Raw genomic sequence first — 21,298 nt, 5'->3', positions numbered from 1 at the left:
TAAATGTTTAAATTTTCAACGGTGGAAGAGGCAATCCAAGCGATTGCAGCAGGTAAAATTATTTTGGTGAGCGATGATGCCGACCGTGAAAACGAGGGCGATTTCATTTGTGCGGCTGAATTTGCAACCCCTGAAAATATTAATTTTATGGCGAAATATGGGAAAGGGTTAATTTGTACACCGATTTCTACTGAAATTGCAGAGCGATTAGATTTTCATCCGATGGTTGTTGTGAATAAAGATAATCATCAAACGGCATTTACCGTGTCTATTGATCATATTGAAACCGGCACAGGCATTTCGGCTTTTGAGCGTTCTCTCACTTGTATGAAAATATTAGATGAGAACGCAAAAGCAGAAGATTTCCGTCGTCCGGGGCACGTTTTCCCTTTAGTCGCTAAAGACGGTGGTGTGCTGGTGCGTAACGGGCATACCGAAGCGACAGTTGATTTAGCTCGTTTGGCTGGTTTAAAAGCAGCTGGTTTATGCTGTGAAATTATGGCGGAAGATGGCACAATGATGCAGATGCCGGAGCTACAGGCCTTCGCTCAAAAGCACAATATGCCGTTCATCACGATTCAGCAATTACAAGAATATCGCAGAAAGCACGACAGCTTAGTTGATGAAGTTTCTGTTGTGAAAATGCCGACCAAGTTCGGGGAGTTTAAAGCCCATAGCTTTGTGGAAACTATTTCAGGCAAAGAGCACGTTGCGTTAGTGAAAGGTGAAATCGGCGATGGCGAACAGGTGCTATGCCGCATTCATTCCGAATGTTTAACCGGCGATGCGTTCGGCTCACAACGTTGCGACTGCGGACAGCAATTTGCTGCGGCGATGAACCAAGTGGAAGCAGAGGGCAGAGGCGTTGTGCTTTATTTACGCCAAGAGGGGCGTGGCATCGGCTTAATCAACAAGCTGCGTGCTTATGAATTGCAAGACAGAGGAATGGATACCGTTGAAGCTAATTTGGCACTAGGCTTTAAAGATGATGAGCGTGAATATTACATTGCGGCTCAAATGTTTGAAAAGCTAGGGGTGAAATCTATTCGCTTGCTCACTAATAACCCTGCAAAAATTGAAGGACTTATTGAGCAAGGTTTAAATGTGGTCGCTCGTGAGCCAATTATGGTTGAACCAAATGAACACGATTTAGAATACCTCAAAGTTAAACAGCACAAAATGCGGCATATGTTTAATTTTTAATGAGATTCTCTGATACAAGGGTAATTTGCAAACATTTAGTGAAAAATGACCGCTTGTAGTGCTTAATTCAAATATCAAATTTATTTTTAAAGAAGGAAAATAAAAATGGCAACATTTCAAGGTAACTATGTAGCAACAGGCTTAAAATTCGGCATCGTGGCAACAAATTGGCACAAAATCTTTATTGATCAACTACTCAATGGTGCAACTGACAAATTACTTCGCCACGGCGTAGAAGCAGAAAACATCGACACCGTTTGGGTGCCGGGAGCATTAGAAATCTCAATTGCAGCAAAAAAAATGGCACAAAGTGGGAAATATGATGCGATTATCTGTTTAGGTGCGGTGGTGCGTGGAGCAACCAGCCATTATGATGTGGTGGTAAATGAATCAGCAAAAGGCATTAGTAGTTCTGCATTAGAAACCGGTGTGCCGATTATCAATGGTATTTTAACCGTAGAAAACCTAGAGCAGGCGATTGAGCGTTCAGGCACTAAAGCCGGTAATAAAGGCGAAGAGTGTGCAATGGTTGCTATCGAAATGGCTAACCTATTAAAAATGTTAGGCTAACAAAGTAAAAAGTCCCCTTAGAACGAAAATGCTAAGGGGATTTTTTTATCTTCTTCTAATCGAGAAGCTAATTATTAAACAGATTAAACTCAATCCATAAATCAGCCAAGAGCCCAATTGTTTGAAAGGCGTATCGCCTTTGGTTGGCTTGATGGTAGCGGTCAGCACCTCTGTGGTAAATTGAGGCAGTTGCTGAATAACTTTTCCATTTGCATCCACAATAGCGGTGATCCCGGTATTTGCTGCTCGTACAAGTGGTTTGCCAAGTTCTAACGCTCGCATTCTTGCCATTTGGAAATGTTGCCACGGACCAATACTTGAGCCAAACCACGCATCATTAGTAATGGTTAAGAGATAATCCGCATTTTGACTTTTTTGGTTTTGTTGCACCTGATCGCCAAAAATAATTTCATAGCAAATTGCCAGATTAAAACGGTTGTTTTTTGCCATCATTGGGCTTTGAATAAAGCTACCTTGCGAAAGATTAATAGGTAAAATAAAGACCTCTCGCATCCAATCTAATACTGAGCCAAAGGGCACATATTCGCCAAATGGCACTAGATGATGTTTGTTATAACGCTCGCTAGCGTGTAAATCATAAGGCTCATTTTTCCCTAACAGCACGGCACTATTAAACAATTCCTCTTTCTCATTTTCATAGAGCGTGCCGATAATAATCTCACTACCAGTTTGGCGAGAGAGATTATCTAAAGCATTTAAAATGCCGCCAATTTGATTCTCCAGAGCGGGGATTGCCGATTCAGGCAAAATAATCACATCCGTTTTACCTAAATGTGGAAGAATAAGTTGCTCGTAGGTTTTTACACTAAAATTGAAATGCTGAGGATCCCATTTCATTTTCTGCTCAATATTTCCTTGTACAAGGCTTACTACAAGCGGTTGTTTTTCTTCATCAATTTGCACAAAGTTAAGTAAGCGGGTTGCAAAACTTAACGAAAAAATGACCGCTAGTAAGGCGAGTGATTTAAGAGGTTTGCTTTCTTGCTTCAGCAGTTTGACTAAATAGCCACTCGCTACTACTACAAAGAAAGTTAATCCTTCCGCCCCTAAAATTGGGGCGATGCCAGCAAAAGGACTATCAATTAAGCTATAACCAAATTGTAGCCAAGGGAAACCTGTAAATACCACACCGCGCAAGTATTCGGTAAAGGTGAAGATTGCGGCTAAAGCAAACGGATTATTCAGCTTGAATTGGTGTGAGAGAACGCTAAACAGCAAATTATAAATGGCTAAATAACAAGCTAATAGAAAAACAGCAACATAGCTGACAACCACAGGCACGCCACCGAATTGAGTCATACTGACTGATACCCAGTTCACGCCTGTACAGAAATAACCGATAGACCAAGCGAATGTTGCCCACAATGCGGTTTTTCTCTGTTCAAGTATTGCAGCCCAAATTAAGCCAGCACAGGAGATAAAGGCAAGAAGCCAAATATCAAACGGGGAGTAAGAGAAAGTACCGATTGCTCCAAGCAAAAGAGCAACGATACAAGCGGTTATAATTGGCGGATTTTTTGCAAAATTCATAGTTATCACTAAAAAAGAGAGGCACGCCTAAACGTGCCTTTGGGATAATAAAAAATTTATTCTTCTTCGCTTTGCGAATATTGTTCCATTTTTTCTAATTGTTCATCAGAAAGGGTTACTCGCAATTGAATTAATCGGCGGCTATTGGCAGAAGTTACTTTAAATCCAAGGCCTTCTAACTCAATTTGCTCATCTCGTTTAGGGAAATAGCCGAAGGCTTTCATTACAAGTCCACCGATAGTATCTACCTCTTCATCATTGAAATTGGTCGCAAAAAATTCGTTAAATTTTTTAATATCAGTAAGCGGTAATACCGCATAAGTGTGTCTTGAAAGCTGGCGGATTGGTTTGACTTCTTCCTCATCGAATTCATCATCAATCTCGCCCACGATTTGTTCAAGAATATCTTCAATTGTAACTAAACCGGATACAGCACCAAATTCATCAACTACGACTGCCATATGAAAACGCTCAGAGCGGAATTCTTTTAACATACGGTCTAGTCGCTTACTTTCTGGCACGATAACCGCAGGGCGGATAATTTCTTGCAAATTAAAGGGCTCAGAATCGGAACGCAGATATTTGAGCAAATCTTTTGAATGTAGAATGCCCTCAATGGTATCTTTCTCACCGCGAATAACAGGAAAACGTGAGTGAGCGGATTCCACAATCACATCAATGAAGGTTTCTAAAGGCTCATTCGCATCAATAAAGACAATTTGGGCGCGGGGAATCATAATATCTCGCACGCGTAATTCGGAGATTTCCATTACTCCTTCAATCATCTCTTTGGTGTCGCTATCAATTAATTCATTTTCGACCGAATCTCGAATTACTTCGACTAAATCTTCACGATTTTTAGGCTCATTTTGAAAAAGGTTACCAAATAACGTGTGTAAAATGGATTTTTTTTCTGATTTTTCTGCTGTATTTACACTTATATTGGCACTTTGCTGTTCATCACTCATAGTTTGTTCCAGTTAAATAAATTACGCTTATAATAAGCAAATTCAGTAACAAATCAAATAAAACATTGCTATTTTTACTCAAATTAGCATAGGATAGGCGAAATCTTTTTGTTTCTTAAATAATTTTAGGAGTTTGAAATGAAATTAACCAAAATGGCATTAACAGCTGCGGCGTTAGTTGTAAGTTCTATGAGTGTAGCTGGAACATTAAGTTCCTCGAATATGGTTGAAATCTTAGCCTTTGACGGACAGCGTGTAAAAAAAGGAACAACTTCGGTGCAAATCAGCGATAATAAAACTCACCAAGTTGTTATTGAAATTGGTGGTACAGTTGAAGGTAGTTTCTTCACTTCAGATCAAATCATTTTGACTTTCCAAGGTACTACAGAAAATGCAACAATTGAACCTCCAAGACTGAAGTCAAAATTAGATGTTCGCTCATTTCAAGATAACCAAAGAGTTACTATTAAGAGCGAATCTGGTAATGTAATTGCGCATAAGCAAGACTTCTTAAAAGGTGAGGGCTTTTTAGCGAAAACGCGTGTAGAAGAAAACTTATCTAAGTACAATCTAGGTAAGAATCCTGCTTCAGTTGAGCAATTTGCAAATGCAGCGTTTGAAGCAAAAGGTCAAATTATTGTGGATACCAATAAAGTATCTGAGTCTGAACTTCAGCTTTTATTCCAAAAAGCAGATCCAAAAACGCAGAAACGTTTCTTAGATTGGGCGAAGAAAAATACCAAATAATATTTGAATAAATAGATTGCCTCTAAAGTAACACTTTAGAGGCATTTTTATGGGGAAATCGTTTATATTGTATATTCATTTCTGATTTGCAAAAAAATTACAAAAAATGACCGCTTTCTAACGTATAATAACCACGATTTTTAAGAGGTGAATATGAATTTAAGATGGCAAGAATATCCCCATAATGCAAGTAAACTGTTTAAACTATCACTGCCGATTTTTATCTCCCAGCTTTCTGCATCGGGTATGGGGCTAGCAGATATTGTAATGGCAGGTTTAGTGAGTGATGATGATGTATCTGCAATTGCGGTGAGTAACTCTATCTACTTTCCGCTTTTTCTTTTTGTTCTAGGATTACTCAATGCTATTACGCCCACTGTGTCTTATTTAAATGGTTCGGGGAACCGCCATTTAATTGCTCACCAAATCAGGCAGGGCGTTTGGCTGGTATTAGCTACTTCTGTGCCGCTGATTGCTATTTTCCTGAACAGTCATCTGATTTTAGATTTAATGGAAACCCCTGCTGAATTTTCGTTGAAATCGCAACAATATTTAGCCGTGATGGCGGTAGGGTTGATACCAGCCTTGCTCTCAATTAATTTGCGTTGTATGAATGACGGCTTGTCTAACCCGAAACCCGCAATGCGAATTACCTTTTTCGGTTTATTGCTCAATATTCCGCTGAACTATATTTTCATTTTCGGTAAATTTGGTTTACCGGAAATGGGAGCGGTCGGCTGTGGCGTGGCAACGGTAATGGTGAACTGGATAATGTTTTTGATGATGTTGCACTATTGCTACACCAATCCGGCACAAAAAGATATTCGCCTGTTTGAGAAATGGATCGAAGCTCCAAGCGGTCAAATTTTGCTAAAACTTTGCAAATTAGGCTTACCGATTGCGTTTGCGATTTTCACCGAAGTGATGCTATTTTCTACGTCATCGCTTTTTCTTTCACCACTTGGTTCACAAGTGGTGGCAAGCCATCAAGCCGCCCTGCAAACCAGCTCGCTGTTTTTTATGATTCCAATGTCATTTGGTATTGCAACTACTATTATGGTTGGGCAAACGTTAGGTGAGAAAAATGTGGAAGGGGCGAAAATATTAAGTTATCACGCTTTAATTACAGCAACAATTTTAGCGATTATTGCTGCGATCATCATTATTGTACTAAAAGATCTGATTCCATTTGCTTTTACGAGTAATCCAATTTCGATTGCAATCACGGCAAATTTACTGATTTTTGCAGCAGTTTACCAAATTCCAGACGCAATTCAGGCTGTAGTAAATGGTATTTTACGTGGTTATAAGCATACTCAACCAATTTTATATGTAACGCTATTTTGTTATTGGATTATCAGTATTCCACTCGGCTATACATTAGCCCGAACAGATTGGATTGTTCAACCAATGGCTGCTCAAGGATTTTGGTTAGTATTCTGTATCGGGTTAAGTTTAGCAGGAGGATTGTTGCTCTGGCAGATGAGGCAAATTCAATCTGTACCAGCAGAACAATTAATCGCAAAATTAGAACGAATTAAGTAGTGAGAACTCTGCCATTATTTTGTATGGCAGAGATTATTGGCTTTATAAAATATCAATGATTGTCTATGAATAATCTAAATCCCATCACATTACCTTTAAACAAATCAGTCTTAATTGAAGCCTCTGCAGGCACGGGGAAGACATTTACCATTGCCAATATTTACCTGCGTTTATTGCTCGGTGTCGGCTGCTTGCCACTTACTGTTGAACAAATTCTGGTGGTTACATTTACCAAAGCGGCAACGGAAGAGTTGAAAAATCGTATCCGAAAAAATATTCAGCAATGTGCCGATTTTTTAAAAGATAAAGTGAATGGAGAATGCATTGAAGGAAAATCTTACGCTAATAATCTTGAATTTTTAGAGCAGCTTTATCCGCATATCCATCACATTCACGAAGCATTATTACGTTTGAGCATTGCCGAACGTGAAATTGACACTGCCAGTGTGTTTACCATTCACAGTTTCTGCCAAAAAATGTTAGTGCAGTTTGCCTTCGAATCAGGCGTGCGATTTGATCTTGATTTACAGCCGAACCAATCTGATTTACTGAAAAAATTAAGCGAAGATGTATGGCGAGAGCAGTTTTATCCGCAAGGGGTAAAAGAAAGTGAAATTATTTCAGCTGAATTAACTACACCGGAAAGGGCGTTAAATGCGGTAAGAAATTATTTAGCAAGTGAGTTGCCCGAGCCGAAAGCGTTTCTAGCTCAAGATTTTACGGAACAGTTGGCACAATATAAGCGATTTATTGATGAAGTGAAATCTTACTGGAAAGCCAATGGTGAAGCGTTAGTGGAAGCCATTAGGCACGATCTCAAAAATAAAACGACGTTACACGGTGGTTGGTATCGCTCTGCTACTTTTGAAACGGGTGTTATTGTGATGAACCAATGGGTAAATTCGTCAAATCGTGATTTGCCAGACGAGTTCTATCTGTTTACTGCGGAGAAAATAGCCACAGGTACGAAGAAAAGTTGTGAGCCAATGGATTTACCTCAACTTGCAAAAAATCAGGATTTTTTGACCGCTTATCAGCAGCAATTTGAAAATAGCTTAAAAGCGATTTTACTCTATCAATTTTTAATCGGCTTAAAAACCAAGCTGGCAGAATATAAACAATCTCACCCGGAGCGTGGTTTTGATGATTTACTCACAATGCTTAATCAAGCGTTGAAAAATCCGCAAACAGGTAAGGCGTTAGCCCAAAAAATTCGCTCTATTTACCCCTTTGCGATGATCGATGAGTTCCAAGATACCGATCTAACCCAATATGAAATTTTCAGCCAAATTTTTATGGAAGGGCAGAGCGATAACGGCTTTATTATGATCGGTGATCCGAAACAGTCGATCTACAAATTTCGTGGAGCAGATATTTTCACTTATTTGAGAGCGGCAAAGCAGGCTGACGAGCAATTTACGCTTGGCAAAAACTGGCGTTCTTTGCCTGAAGTCGTGCAAGCGGTCAATAATTTGTTTTATTTTGCAAATAAGGATAAATCGCCATTTCTTTATGATGACATCGGTTTTCATCCTGTTGAAGCAGATGATCGCAAAGGCAAATTAATTAGCGAGCAAGGGCATTTTGTTTGTTACACCAGAGATAAAACCAATCTCGATGGAGTAGCAGAAATTTGTGCATACCAAATCCATCAACAACTTAAGGCAATGAATGAGGGGAAATTCGGGATTGAGAAAAATGGCGAGTTCAACCCTTTTGAGCCAAAGGATATTACCATTCTAGTGCGAAAAGGCTCACAAGCGAAACGCATTAAAAAAGCCCTAGCCAAGAGAAATATTAAATCCGTTTATTTAGCGGAATCGGCTTCTGTATTTGGTTCTGAAATTGCAACTGAACTTTGTTGGATTTTGCAAGCCGGGCTTAATCCTTACAATTATAAAGCGTTATTATCCGCCTTAGGTTCAACCCTTTGGGGGCTAAGTGCGGCAGAAATTTATCGCTACAAAGAAAATGAAATGTTGTGGGATTTAAAGGTCAATCAGTTTGTGGAATACAGCACCATTTGGAAAGAGCAAGGCATTTTGCCGATGTTGCATAAAATCTATTTGGAGCAAGGTATTATTGAACGATTAAAAGGTTTGCCAAATGCAGATCGTTTGATTACAGATTTGCTCCATTTAACCGAAATTCTGCAAGAAACATCGCAAGCGTTAGAGTCAGAAGCGGAACTAGTGCGTTGGTATGAAAAGCAAATTAGCTCACCCGATTTTAATGATGAACAGCAGCTTCGCCTTGAAAGTGAAGAAGAGTTGATTAAAATTGTTACCATTCACGGCTCGAAAGGATTGCAATATCCGATTGTTTGGTTGCCGTTTGCTGCAGAAAAAAGCGAGGGCGATACAAAGGTTAATTTAGGCTTGTATCGTAATCAAAAAGGTGATCTGGATTGGTATTTAGGTGAAGAAGAGGTAAAAGAGCAAATTCAAAATGAAGCCTATGCGGAAGATCTCCGTCTGTTTTATGTGGCATTAACCCGTGCGGAATCTCAGCTCAATTTAGTGTTACCTAAAATGATTTCAGGCTGGAGCCCGTTACATTATTTATTGGCAGAAGGTGAATTACCGAAAGATAACGTGAGTGTTGCAGACTATTTTGAGAAAAAGCAGATTTCAGCCGATATTATTGAAGTAGTAGAGCATTTACCTTTTAGCCGTTGGGAAAGTGGTAAAACGGAGGAAAGTTATCAAGCCAAAACCTTTAGTGGCAATATTCGGGTAGTGGGGCAGATTACGAGTTTTACTTCACTTTATGCACAACACGAGCGTTTTAGTGAAGGTAAAGCAGAAAGAGTGATAGATTTAGCCCAAGACAGAGATGTCCATATTGAACTCATTGAGCCGGATTACACGATGGAAACTGATGCTTTTTCACCATTCCAATTTCCGCACGGCATTAAAGTTGGTACTGTGTTGCACAGTTTTTTTGAGCATTGCCGATTTGGTGAACAAATTGATAAAGAAAGTGTGGCGAAAGTATGCGAACAATTAGGTTTAAGTGAAGAATGGATCGAGCCAACATTAGGCTGGTTTGAGCGTATTCTTGCTACTCCTCTGTCGGAAGCAAATTTCTGTTTAAAAGAGATCGATGAAACTAAACGGTTAAATGAATGGCAATTCTATTTACGCTTAAAAAATGATAAAGCTCTGCACCAATTAAATGCGTTATTAAAACAACATAGCCCTTTAGCAAAAAATTTGCCTGAACTGCAATTACCGCAATTAGAAGGCTTTGTGCGTGGCTTTGTGGATTGTATTGTGCAGATGAATGGAAAATTCTATCTTATTGACTACAAATCGAATTTCTTAGGTTATTTGCCACAAAATTATTCCACAGAAAATATTCAGCGAGAAATGGGCAGACAGCGTTATGATTTACAATATTTGCTTTATACTCTTGCCGTGCACCGTTATCTAACTGTTCGTCTAAGTGAAAATTACGATTATGAGCGTGATTTTGGCGGCGTTGCGTATCTTTTCTTACGGGCTATGAATGGAGAGAGTGCAAGCGGTGTTTATTTTGACAAACCAAGCAAATTGCTAATTGAAGAAATGGATAGGTTGTTTGGGTAGATAGAGTAGGGGCAAATTGCAATTTGCCCCTACAAATGATTAGCCCGCTTGCTCATACCAAATCTTGTTAATATAAAGCAACACTTTTCCCATAGGTGTTTCTACCCGAATTTCATCGTCTACCTGTTTGCCGATTAACGCACGGGCGACCGGAGAGTCTATCGAAATCCAGTTTTTTGCCGGGTCAAATTCATCACAACCAACAATGCGATATTGTTTCGCCTCACCTTCTTCATTTTCGAGCTCAATCCAAGCACCAAAAAAGACTTTGCCTTCTTGTTTCGGGTGATAATCGACAATTTGTAACACCTCTAGCCGTTTAGAGAGAAAACGCACACGGCGATCGATTTCACGCAAGCGGCGTTTGCCATAAATGTATTCGGCATTTTCGCTGCGGTCGCCCAGTGCCGCTGCATCAGAAACCGCTTGAGTTACTTTCGGGCGTTCGTCTTTCCATAAAAATTTTAGTTCTTGATCGAGAGCTTGCCAACCTGAGCGAGTAATATAATTTGATTTAGCCATAATTATTCAATTGTTTGTGGGACAAATTGCAATTTGCCCTACGAAGCCTGTTATTTTGAGAGTAACAAATTTGCGATTGTTTTGATACCAAGCCCTGTTGCACCCGCCGCCCATAAATCGCTTGCGGTTTTGCGGAATGTAGCAGAAGCATCAATGTGCAACCAATTTTGTTGATAATTTTCCACAAAATAGGATAAAAATGCTGTTGCCGTACTTGCCCCCGCCCCAACGGGTACAGAACCGATATTAGCAATATCAGCGAATGAAGAAGAAATTTGCCCTCGGTGGAGTTCTTCAAACGGTAAACGCCAGAACGGTTCGTTTTCGTCTTTTGCCGAACTGAATAGAGCGTTTGTTAGGTTATCGTCCATTGAAAGCACGGAATGGTAGTCGTTCCCCACCGCCACTTTTGCTGCTCCGGTGAGCGTTGCCGCATCAATAATAAATTGCGGGTTTTGTTGGCAAGCATCAATTAATCCATCGGCTAATACCAAACGCCCTTCCGCATCAGTATTGAGCACTTCAACAGTAACGCCGTTGCGGTAAGTGATAATATCCCCCAACTTGAATGCATTGTGGCTGACCATATTTTCCGCACAGCAGAGGTAAAGTTTTACACGCTTGTTTAAACCACGACTAATAGCAAAGGCTAAAGCCCCGCTGACTAAAGCGGCTCCGCCCATATCAGTACGCATCGTACTCATTCCATCACTTGGTTTTAAGCTATAGCCACCAGTATCAAAGGTAATCCCTTTACCGACTAAGCAAGCAAGCACAGGGGCATTTTCATCACCTGTTGGATTAAAGTCTAATTTTAACAAAGCAGGGGGATTGATTGAGCCTTTACCGACCGCCCAAATGCCGTGATAGCCTTGTTCTTTTAATTCTTCGCCTCGAATGATTTCATAAGAAACTGTGTTTGGTTTTGCAATATTTTGGATAAATTCGACCGCTTGTTGAGCCAATTTTTCAGGGGTTAAGCTCTCAGATGGCTCGTTGATTAATTCACACACGAAAGTAGCACATTTTACTCGGTTATCAAATTCCGCTTGTTGTTCGCCTAAATTAGGGTATTCCACCGAGCCTTGATTTTTAACTGAATTGAAACCTTGATGGAACGCCCAACATTCTTCTAAATTCCAGCCATCGCCAGCTAATGCCACATTCAAAATACCTTGATTTTTAATTTTACGAGCGGCTTTTTGAACGGTGGCTAAATCATTTTTTGGGTTGTGAACGATAAAGCCTGCATCATTAACAGAAAGTAGAGCATTTTTTCCCCAAATTTCAGGGGCAGCTTGTTGGGAAAGTGTAATTTTCATTGCTGTCATTGTTCGTTCCTTATTGTTTTAGTATGAGTTGAAAGCGTGGTTATCCTAACAAACTTTTGCAAAGTTTTATAGAAAAATGACCGCTTGTAATCGGATAAAAGATTTACAAGCGGTCGTTGTTTAGTGATTTTTTACAAATAGTCGAGCAGATTATTTACCGTCCCACGCATTGATTGCATTGTGGCGGATTTTTACCCGGCTTTCTGCATTGCCTTTGTAGTAGTTTTTATCTAAACCACCTTCCCAGTCGCCGTAGTTCGGGTTTGGTAATACAATAAATTTTTTACCGAACAATTTGCTGTTTTCAGCCACAAATGCACGGCGTTCTGCGTTTGATTTACGGTAGGTTGCATCGCCAAAATCGTTTAGGTTATCGCCCACATAAAGCACGATTTCATAGCCTTGTTTTTCGATCTCTTCAAAGCGAGGCGTTTTGTTTGATTTGTCTTTTTTCAAGAATAAGGTTTTTTCACTTACGCCAGTAAAGCCGAGTTTGTTCATATCATCGATAGTGCCTGCTTTTTCGCCGTCATCTTTACGGTTTGAAACATAGAATACCGTGCCTTTGTTGCTGTTTACATAGTTGTTAAACTCAACAGCCCCTGCAATAGCTCCTGTTTGGCGTGCATTTACCCAACGAGTCCAGCTCTCACTATCAAAGGCTTTATGATTTTTCACTTGCCAGCCAGCGTAAGGGCTGTTATCTACCATTGTTTCATCTAAATCAACCACAACGGCTTTTTTCTTGCCTTTTTTCACTTTTGCCTGATCAAAAGCCATTTTTGCCGTGTTAAATGCTTGGTGAGCTAGAGCTTGGTATTCACCGGATTGTTGCACCCAGTTCACGCCTAAAGTTGCTTGCTCTTGCAATACCATTTGATGATGTTCATCACTATTTGAGTGAGTGTGAGTACAAGCGGTTAGAACAAATAAAGCGGTGAGGCTCATTGCGGAAAGTTTTAAGTGTTTCATAAAGATATCCTTAATTTTTTTGTTGATAAGCAAAACAATTATACCTAAAAAGAGGCATTCATTACTATAGTTTTATGCAACTATTCATTTTTACTCAAAACTAAGTTAGGCTATTAACCTTTTATAACAATATAGAGGCAATATGCAAACATTATTAAAATTTACGCAATTTGTTAGCAAAACTTTCGCTATTTGGGTGGTGGTTTTCGCTTTCATTGCGGCACAATTCCCTGAAACTTTTAAACAATTTGTTCCTTGGATTCCATATCTTTTAGGTATCGTAATGCTTGGAATGGGCTTAACTTTAACATTCAAAGATTTTGCTGAAGTTACAAAAAATCCAAAATCAGTGATTATCGGTGTTATCGCTCAATTCGCGGTAATGCCAAGTGTTGCTTATGGATTGGTAAAAACATTTAATTTACCGCCTGATTTAGCCATTGGTGTAATTTTAGTGGGCTGTTGTCCGGGTGGAACATCGTCAAATGTGATGACTTATTTAGCTCGTGGTAACACGGCTTTATCGGTGGCTTGCACAACTATTTCAACCTTATTAGCACCTGTTTTAACTCCTGCTATTTTCTACTTATTTGCCAGCCAGTGGTTAGAAATTAATGCAACAGCGATGTTTATTTCTGTGCTACAAATGGTGTTGTTGCCTATTTTTGTTGGCGTCGTTATTCGTACTATCTTCAAGCAGAAAGTAGAACAGTTCAGCCAAACAATGCCGTTAATTTCGGTCATTGCGATTGTATTAATTGTAACGGCGGTGGTTTCAGTGAGCCGTGATCGCATTATTGAATCCGGTTTATTAATTTTTGCAGTGGTTGCTTTACACAACGGTTTAGGTTATTTAATCGGTTATTTAGCGAGCCGCTTATTTAAACTGCCTATTGCAGACAGCAAAGCAGTAGCAATTGAAGTAGGTATGCAGAACTCAGGTTTAGGAGCAGCACTTGCCGCATTACACTTTAAAGCGAATCCTGTGATTGCTGTGCCAAGTGCAGTATTTAGCTTCTGGCACAATATTTCAGGTCCTATCTTGGCGATGATTTTTGCGAAGATGAAAAACGATAATGAGAAATAAACATTCGTTTTAATATAGAAACAGGCAAGCGGTTAAATTTTTCTTATTTTTTGCAAAATATGAGGGAAATTTAACCGCTTGTTATTTAGAAAGGATTTAGAGAATTCTTGGTCCTCGTGTTGTGCTTATTTTTTCTCCATCCGCTCTTTGCGTAACAATAACCTGATCGCCTTCATTTAATCCTGCTACTACTTCGGTATTTTGCGTGTCAGAAATGCCAATTTGGATTGTTTTTTCCAGTGATTGCCCGTTCTCGAGCACCAACACATAATTCTCTTTTCCACGTTTTTTTATCACATTAGTTGGTACAACTAACACTTGTTCCCGTTTATCAATGGTGATTTGAGCTTGCGTTGTCATTCCAATACGTAGGCTGCTGTCGGCATTATCAATCGAAACATTTGCGTAGTAATAAACTGCTTCAGTATTGCCTGATTGTTCGGTGTAATTGTTATCGGTAAGTGTTGTGAGTGCAGGATCAACAGAATCAATAGTTGCCGAATATTCTCGATTAGGTTCAGCAAGAGTAGAAAATTTAACCTGTTGTCCAACTTTCACTAGAGCAATATCGCCTTCTGAAATTTCAAGTTTAATTAGCATTTTAGATAAATCTGCAACTTGCACAATGGTGGGCGAGGTTTGGTTAGAATTTACCGTTTGTCCAACAGAAACAGGCACAGAGACAATCACACCGTCCATTGGCGAGATGATTTGCGTGTAATTTAAATTAGTTTGGGCATCGTTCACCGAGATTTCTGCGGATTTTAACTGTGCTTTGATGTTATCAACTGTTGCTTTAGCTGAGGCAAGCGTATTTTTAGCCGTTTCGACATCCGCCAACGCTGCACTATTGGCTCGATATAATTTAGTTAATCGGTTATAATTTGATTGAGCAACTTCGAGGGCAACTTGTGCAGAGGTAAGCTGTGCTTTGTATGAAGCGAGTTGAGCTTGAGCGGTGTTTAACGTGTTGCTTTGATTGCTTGAGTCAATGTCTGCAATCAAATCGCCTTGTTTAACGGTTTGCCCGAGTTCAACATAGAGTTTTTGGATTTTACCCGACACCTGAGCCCCAACTTCTGTGCGTTTGCTCGCTCGTACTGACCCTGTGGCAAGCACATTTTTATTGATTTCGGCACGGCTAACCGCTTCAGTAATATAATGAACTTGTTGCTCATTATTTTGCTGATTATAGTAAAAATATCCGCCTATTCCGACAGCGGCAATTAGCACAAGTGTGGCTAATGTTTTACGTTTCATACTCTTCCTTTGTGATGTATTGTGCTACAAGCGGTTGTTTTCTGAAAAAATTTTGCAATTTAGATGATACCAAATGTGGCTCGAATATAACTGGCAACCGCTTCGTCTTTATTGTATCCAATCACCTCATTATTAGGTAATGCAGCTTTTAAGCGAGGATCGGCATTTGCCATTAGACAGCCTTTGCCCACTAAGTTCAACATTTCTACATCATTCATACCGTCGCCAAAGGCGATACAATCTGTTAGCGTATATCCACGCAGTTTCACTAGCTCTTCCAACGCATTCGCTTTACAAACTCCCTTTGCCATTACTTCAAGGCAGAGTAGTGCGGAATAGGTCATTTGCACACGGTCGCCATAGGTTTCTCGAATATAATTTTCAATCGGAATCAAGGCTTCTGCTGTTTTGCCAATGAAAAAGACTTTTTCAGTTTCTTTACCATGATGGTAAGAAAAATTGACTACTTGATAGCCAAAACCGGATTCTTGGTGGAAATGCTTTAGTTGTGGAATCTCTTTATTGATAAACCATTCATCGCCTTGGTAGCTATTTAGACAAATATTTTTATCGTCAAATTCAATATTCATTAATTCAACAGCGATATCCTCCGGCAAATAATGACTGACAATTTTTTCGCCGTCTAAATTATTGGCTCTTGCTCCATTTGATGTAACCAACATTGCATTTTTAGCATTCACTTTGCTGATAATGTGGGAAACATCGGGGTAATTTCTGCCAGTGGCAAAAAAGATATCTACGCCTTTTTGTGATAATTTTTCTAATGTATCAATCGTAAAATTTCCAATTTTATGATTTGCATTTAACAGAGTGCCGTCAAGATCGGAAATAATAGCTCGAAATGGTAAAGTCATTGTGTATCCTCAGCAGTAAAATAATTCAAGAGGCTATCAAATTTGAGTTGAAACTTCAAAGAGAATAGTCATTTTAAAATATTTTTTAATTTTATAAAAAAATTTGTTAAAAGCTAAAATATTATATTTATTTACGATATTGATTAATTGTTTTAGATTAAAAATGTAAGCTAGATTTTTAATCTAAATAACCTTTTGTTTTTGAAATAAAATGCTGAGCAGACATTCTAATAACCGAGTGAAAACGGTTGCTTAAAGAGAAAAATGCTATTGACATTGGCTTGGATAAAGCTAATATACACTTAGTTACTGAATAACAATGCAAACATAAACACATAACACAACATGGACAAATTTACCTTACTCCGATTATCTCTGTTATCGCATTTTGTGCGAGGATAAAGATTGGTTGGAAAAAGTAAATGGACTATCCACATTTTTGCCCGCACTTAAAAATGCGGGCTTTTTTTCTCCCAATAAAATGAAGGTTTTATTATGAGCAACAATAACATTATTATTTTTGATACAACATTGCGTGATGGTGAACAATCTCTAAAAGCGAGTTTAACGGTAAAAGAAAAATTACAAATAGCACTCGCATTGGAACGTTTAGGTGTTGATGTAATGGAAGTCGGTTTCCCTGTTTCTTCCGCAGGTGATTTTGATTCGGTGCAAACTATTGCACGTCATATCAAAAACAGTCGTGTGGCAGCTCTTTCCCGTGCGGTAGCGAAAGATATTGATGCGGCTTATGAAGCCTTAAAAGTTGCTGAAGCCTTCCGTATTCATACCTTTATTGCTAGTTCAGCGTTACACGTTGAAGCAAAATTAAAGCGTTCATTTGATGATGTGGTGGAAATGGCAGTGGCAGCAGTAAAACGTGCCAGAGGCTACACCGATGATGTAGAATTTTCGTGCGAAGATGCAGGACGTACCGGCATTGATAACATCTGTCGCATTGTAGAAGCAGCAATTAACGCCGGTGCAACTACGGTGAACATTCCGGATACTGTCGGTTTCTGTTTGCCGAATGAGTACGGCAACATTATCCATCAAGTGATGAACCGAGTGCCGAATATCGATAAAGCAATCGTTTCTGTACATTGTCATAACGATTTAGGAATGGCGACCGCCAACTCATTAACTGCGGTGCAGAATGGAGCAAGACAGATAGAATGTACCATCAACGGTATCGGCGAGCGTGCAGGGAATACGGCATTGGAAGAAGTGGTGATGGCGATCAAAACCCGCCAAGAGTTTATGGGCGTAGATACTCGCATCAATACCCAAGAAATTCACCGTGTCAGCCAAATGGTGAGCCAGCTTTGCAATATGCCGATTCAGCCGAACAAAGCGATCGTGGGCAGCAATGCGTTTGCTCACTCATCGGGCATTCACCAAGACGGTATGCTGAAAAACAAAAATACCTACGAAATTATGTCGCCGGAAACCATTGGCTTGAAGAAAGAGAAGCTTAATTTGACTGCTCGTTCAGGTCGTGCAGCAGTTAAAGGACATATGGCGGATATGGGCTATACCGAAGCGGATTATGATTTAGATAAACTCTATGAAGCTTTCCTAGAGCTTGCTGATAAAAAAGGACAAGTTTTTGATTATGATTTAGAAGCTCTTGCTTTTATTGATATGCAACAAGGCGAAGAAAACAGATTAAAACTGGATGTGATTACGACCCAGCTGATTAGCGGTTTGCCGGCATCTGCATTTGTGCAGGTAGAACTAGACGGTGTTCGTCAAAGTGCAACTTCGCAAGGCGGTAATGGTCCGGTTGAAGCAACTTACAATGCAATTATGAACATTGTGGGTATGGAGCTTAAAATGTCGCACTATAACTTAACCGCAAAAGGCGAAGGAGCAGAAGCTTTAGGGCAGGTGGATATTGTGGTGGAATATGAAGGCAGGAAATTCCATGGTGTTGGTTTAGCAACCGATATTGTCGAAAGTTCAGCACGAGCATTAATTCACGCAATTAATGCAATTTATCGTTCACAGAAAGTGGCAGATATCAAAGCGAAGAAATAATAAATTAGAGGCAAATTACAATTTGCTCTTTTCAATGCGATACAAGCGGTCAGATTTTTTGAAATTTTTGCAAAATTTCGATAAAATCCGACCGCTTTCTTACTTTATTTTATTGTCTTACTAAAGAAAGTAAAAAATTGGACAAATTTTTTAAAATTTTTGAACTTTTGTCAAAATGCACACACTAAAGGAGTGTGCAATGGATGTGACACATTTACATTTAGGAGAGTCCTCAGTTGAGCGAACAAATCACCGACCAAGAATTAGTCGAAAAAGCACAAAAAGGTGATAAAAAAGCATTTAATTTACTTGTTGTACGTTATCAAAACAGAGTAGCTGGTTTGCTTACTCGCTATGTTGCAAGAGATGATATTCCAGACATTGTGCAAGAATCTTTTATTAAAGCCTATCGTTCTTTAGAGTCTTTCCGCGGGGAAAGTGCTTTTTATACATGGCTTTATCGAATAGCAGTTAATACTGCCAAGAATCATTTAACCTCTTTGGGGAGAAGACCTCCTAAAGAAGATATTTTAGCAGAAGATGCTGAAAGTTATGATGTGGGTGTTCAGCTTCGTGAAAGTGATACACCTGAAAACTTAGTATTATCTGAAGAGCTAAAGCGTGTTGTATTCGATACAATCGAAAATTTACCAGATGAGCTTAAAACTGCAATTCGATTAAGAGAATTAGAGGGGTTAAGTTATGAGGAAATTGCAGAAGTAATGGAATGCCCGGTTGGAACAGTACGCTCTCGTATTTTTCGTGCAAGAGAAGCTATTGATGCAAAAATCAACCCTCTTGTACAGTAGTTGAATTACATATTATTTAAGAAGATTTAAAATCATTGGAGCCAATTATGCAACAACGCATTACTCAACAAAATGAACGCCTTTCAGCTTATATGGACGGACAAGATGTTGATAACGGATTTGTAGAAACCTTAACAAGTAGTCCTGAATTACAGCAAAAATGGGCGAGTTATCACGCTATTCGTAGTGTGATGCAAGGAGATGAAATTATTCTAGGGAGTGATTTTTCTGCAAAAATGGCCGCGTTAATAGAGCAGGAAGAAATCGAATCTCAAGCAAATGTAGAACAGTCTAAGGGGATATTACTGAAACTTAAGCGTTGGGGTACTCCAATTATGCAGGCGGGTATTGCTGCATCAGTCTGTTTAGTTGCTGTTTTAGGTGTAAATTCTTTCAACTCTAATGAAGAAGTTGCTCAAGCACAGCCAGCATTGCAAACTTTGCCTTTCAGCAATTCTGTTGAAGCAGTAAGTTATAATACTCCAGCAAAAGATCAACCAACTGCAGAACAGTTAGAAATTCAGCAACGTAAAATTAATGCGTTATTAGAAAACCATGAGTTACAACGCCGTATGAATAATGTGAATGTAACATTATCAGAAGAAGAGAAGCAAAAAGCGCAAACGTCTTCAAATACAGAAAAGCAGTAAAGCATACATAAATAATATAGTAAGAAAAATAAAAAAAGCCACATTATTCTTTGAATTATGTGGCTTTTTGTATGTAAATGTAGCGAAAAAATTAGAAATGGCCAACAGATAGCGAAATACAAAAAAAATTTGATAGAATAGTGAAATTGATATTAGCTTGAGAATAAATATGTTTATAAGAAAATATTTGTTATTTGTGTTTGTTTTTACATTTTCTGCTTTAGGTTGGGCAGATAATACTGTGCAAACACCTCTTGCTTACCTGACCTCAATGACAAAAGCATATAAACAATCAACTTATGAGTTGCTTTATATATTAAAGCAAGGCACAAATTCAGAATCTTTCCGTTTCCGGCATGCCTTTATGAATGATAAAGAATATGCGCAATTATTGAATTTAGATCATAACAGAGAAGAAATTATCCTGAAAAATCAGAAAGTGAGTTATTTAGGTAATAATTTTCGTCCTTTTAGTTTAAATAGCCCACACATCTTAGATAATCTCCCTAGTGTACTGTATACCGATTTCAATAAATTGAAAGGTTATTCTTTTTTAGATGCAGGCAGGGATAGAGTTGCTGATAGAGTTGCTAGAGTTATTCGCATTATTCCAAATGATATATTACATTATGCTTATACACTTTGGATTGATGAAGAAAGCCGTTTATTGCTGAAAAGCCAAGTCAAGGATGTAGATAATATCGTTTTAGAAGAGTTTAGTGTATTACAACTTTATCAATCTAAAGAATTGGAAATGATTGCAAATGCTATAGATTCGTTAATGTTGCCAGCATTAACATCTATTGAAAAATCACAATTAGAGTCATTGAATGACTGGCATCCTAATTGGATTCCAGCAGGGTTTCAGCTTATTGAAAATCAGACCACGAGTGGTGAAAATTATCAATTTGAAAGTGAATATGTTGATAGTCGCTTATATAGTGATGGTTTATCAACATTCACTATTTATGCAATGCCAAGTCAAGGTGTAAATTTTGATGAATATGCTTGGCAACAAGGTAAATTAACCATTTTAAATCAAACACTCAATGATAAAGATATTGTCATTATTGGCGATATTCCATTGAAATCTGCTCAACAAATAATGAAGCATATTCATTTTACAGAGGCGGCTCAGAAATGATAATAGAAGAAGCAACTGTTGTTGAATATCGTGATGGTATTGCTATTGTGCAATGCTATGCAAAAAATAGTTGTGGTGGTTGTGCGGCTCAATCGGCTTGTGGTACAAAAGCTTTATCAGCGCTTGCTGGAGAAAAAATAGCACCCCGCTTTCAGATTAATGTTAATGAAGATCTTCAAGTTGGTGATCGCATTAAATTAGGATTAGCAGAGAATACTTTATTAAAAAGTGTGTTTTTGATTTATGGCATTCCACTGTTTGTATTAGTAATAACAGCGGTTGGATTTTCACAATTTTTTGCAAATGAATTAATCGTTTTCTGCATAATGCTGCTTTTTACAGGGATAAGTTTCTGGGCTGTAAGAAAACTGATAGAAAAACACAGCAAGCAAGCAAATTTTTCACCTATCTTTTTAGATAAGGTTTAGGAGACT

18 protein-coding genes are annotated in these 21,298 nt (G+C 38.8%); 11 read left to right on the top strand and 7 right to left on the bottom strand.

The window, feature by feature from the left end; translation table 11 throughout:
• Window positions 1-3: 3 nt before the first annotated feature.
• Together A6B40_RS02875 and ribH are read left to right on the top strand one after the other, a co-directional pair.
• Complete coding sequence (locus tag A6B40_RS02875) at window positions 4-1,203, top strand: bifunctional 3,4-dihydroxy-2-butanone-4-phosphate synthase/GTP cyclohydrolase II (RefSeq protein ID WP_176671501.1); 1,200 nt, start codon at window positions 4-6, stop codon at window positions 1,201-1,203.
• Between the two features lie 105 nt (window positions 1,204-1,308).
• Window positions 1,309-1,773: a 6,7-dimethyl-8-ribityllumazine synthase gene (gene ribH, locus A6B40_RS02870; protein ID WP_176671500.1), complete on the top strand. Its 465-nt coding sequence runs from the start codon at window positions 1,309-1,311 to the stop codon at window positions 1,771-1,773.
• A 45-nt stretch (window positions 1,774-1,818) separates the two neighbouring features.
• On the opposite strand, the gene lnt is transcribed toward ribH, so the two are convergent.
• Window positions 1,819-3,324, bottom strand: coding sequence for an apolipoprotein N-acyltransferase (lnt, locus tag A6B40_RS02865; protein ID WP_176671499.1), 1,506 nt, complete (start codon window positions 3,322-3,324; stop codon window positions 1,819-1,821).
• A gap of 56 nt (window positions 3,325-3,380) precedes the next feature.
• Window positions 3,381-4,292 carry a CNNM family magnesium/cobalt transport protein CorC gene (gene corC / locus A6B40_RS02860; RefSeq protein ID WP_176671498.1) on the bottom strand — a complete coding sequence of 304 codons (912 nt, stop codon included), beginning with the start codon at window positions 4,290-4,292 and terminating at the stop codon, window positions 3,381-3,383.
• A 138-nt stretch (window positions 4,293-4,430) separates the two neighbouring features.
• Here corC and A6B40_RS02855 point away from each other — a divergent pair, with 138 nt between their 5' ends.
• From A6B40_RS02855 to recB, 3 genes are all read left to right on the top strand, one after another.
• Window positions 4,431-5,039: a DUF2057 family protein gene (locus A6B40_RS02855; protein WP_176671497.1), complete on the top strand. Its 609-nt coding sequence runs from the start codon at window positions 4,431-4,433 to the stop codon at window positions 5,037-5,039.
• A gap of 153 nt (window positions 5,040-5,192) precedes the next feature.
• Window positions 5,193-6,584: an MATE family efflux transporter gene (locus A6B40_RS02850; RefSeq protein ID WP_176671496.1), complete on the top strand. Its 1,392-nt coding sequence runs from the start codon at window positions 5,193-5,195 to the stop codon at window positions 6,582-6,584.
• A gap of 65 nt (window positions 6,585-6,649) precedes the next feature.
• Window positions 6,650-10,174, top strand: coding sequence for an exodeoxyribonuclease V subunit beta (gene recB, locus A6B40_RS02845; RefSeq protein ID WP_176671495.1), 3,525 nt, complete (start codon window positions 6,650-6,652; stop codon window positions 10,172-10,174).
• Between the two features lie 39 nt (window positions 10,175-10,213).
• On the opposite strand, the gene greB is transcribed toward recB, so the two are convergent.
• The 3 genes from greB to A6B40_RS02830 form a co-directional block, all read right to left on the bottom strand.
• A complete protein-coding gene (gene greB, locus A6B40_RS02840) occupies window positions 10,214-10,696 on the bottom strand; it encodes a transcription elongation factor GreB (protein ID WP_025217620.1) in 483 nt (160 codons plus the stop codon).
• A 50-nt stretch (window positions 10,697-10,746) separates the two neighbouring features.
• Window positions 10,747-12,027, bottom strand: a complete 1,281-nt coding sequence (pepB, locus tag A6B40_RS02835) for an aminopeptidase PepB (protein WP_176671494.1) — start codon at window positions 12,025-12,027, stop codon at window positions 10,747-10,749.
• 150 nt (window positions 12,028-12,177) lie between these two features.
• A complete protein-coding gene (locus tag A6B40_RS02830) occupies window positions 12,178-12,999 on the bottom strand; it encodes a 5'-nucleotidase, lipoprotein e(P4) family (RefSeq protein ID WP_025247920.1) in 822 nt (273 codons plus the stop codon).
• A 142-nt stretch (window positions 13,000-13,141) separates the two neighbouring features.
• On the opposite strand from A6B40_RS02830, the gene A6B40_RS02825 reads away from it, so the two are divergent.
• On the top strand, window positions 13,142-14,086 hold the full coding sequence (locus A6B40_RS02825; RefSeq protein WP_176671493.1) for a bile acid:sodium symporter family protein: 945 nt from the start codon (window positions 13,142-13,144) through the stop codon (window positions 14,084-14,086).
• Window positions 14,087-14,182: 96 nt separating this feature from the next.
• Here A6B40_RS02825 and A6B40_RS02820 read toward each other — a convergent pair whose 3' ends face one another.
• Window positions 14,183-15,346, bottom strand: a complete 1,164-nt coding sequence (locus A6B40_RS02820) for an efflux RND transporter periplasmic adaptor subunit (RefSeq protein ID WP_025247919.1) — start codon at window positions 15,344-15,346, stop codon at window positions 14,183-14,185.
• A gap of 59 nt (window positions 15,347-15,405) precedes the next feature.
• Window positions 15,406-16,221, bottom strand: coding sequence for a Cof-type HAD-IIB family hydrolase (locus A6B40_RS02815; RefSeq protein WP_176671492.1), 816 nt, complete (start codon window positions 16,219-16,221; stop codon window positions 15,406-15,408).
• A 495-nt stretch (window positions 16,222-16,716) separates the two neighbouring features.
• On the opposite strand from A6B40_RS02815, the gene leuA reads away from it, so the two are divergent.
• The 5 genes from leuA (at window position 16,717) to A6B40_RS02790 (ending at window position 21,292) form a co-directional block, all read left to right on the top strand.
• Window positions 16,717-18,261, top strand: coding sequence for a 2-isopropylmalate synthase (gene leuA, locus A6B40_RS02810; protein ID WP_025342435.1), 1,545 nt, complete (start codon window positions 16,717-16,719; stop codon window positions 18,259-18,261).
• A 236-nt stretch (window positions 18,262-18,497) separates the two neighbouring features.
• Window positions 18,498-19,070, top strand: a complete 573-nt coding sequence (rpoE, locus tag A6B40_RS02805; RefSeq protein WP_025217613.1) for an RNA polymerase sigma factor RpoE — start codon at window positions 18,498-18,500, stop codon at window positions 19,068-19,070.
• Window positions 19,071-19,117: 47 nt separating this feature from the next.
• On the top strand, window positions 19,118-19,720 hold the full coding sequence (locus tag A6B40_RS02800; protein ID WP_176671491.1) for a sigma-E factor negative regulatory protein: 603 nt from the start codon (window positions 19,118-19,120) through the stop codon (window positions 19,718-19,720).
• A gap of 169 nt (window positions 19,721-19,889) precedes the next feature.
• Complete coding sequence (locus tag A6B40_RS02795; protein WP_038643183.1) at window positions 19,890-20,864, top strand: MucB/RseB C-terminal domain-containing protein; 975 nt, start codon at window positions 19,890-19,892, stop codon at window positions 20,862-20,864.
• Window positions 20,861-21,292, top strand: coding sequence for a SoxR reducing system RseC family protein (locus A6B40_RS02790; protein ID WP_025342436.1), 432 nt, complete (start codon window positions 20,861-20,863; stop codon window positions 21,290-21,292). Before A6B40_RS02795 ends, A6B40_RS02790 begins: the two co-directional genes overlap by 4 nt.
• Window positions 21,293-21,298: the final 6 nt, after the last annotated feature.

Origin of the sequence: Mannheimia varigena (assembly GCF_013377235.1) — a bacterium.
GTDB lineage: Bacteria > Pseudomonadota > Gammaproteobacteria > Enterobacterales > Pasteurellaceae > Mannheimia > Mannheimia varigena.
Note: the sequence above shows the minus strand (reverse complement) of the source record. Positions and strands in the feature narration are given on the sequence as shown.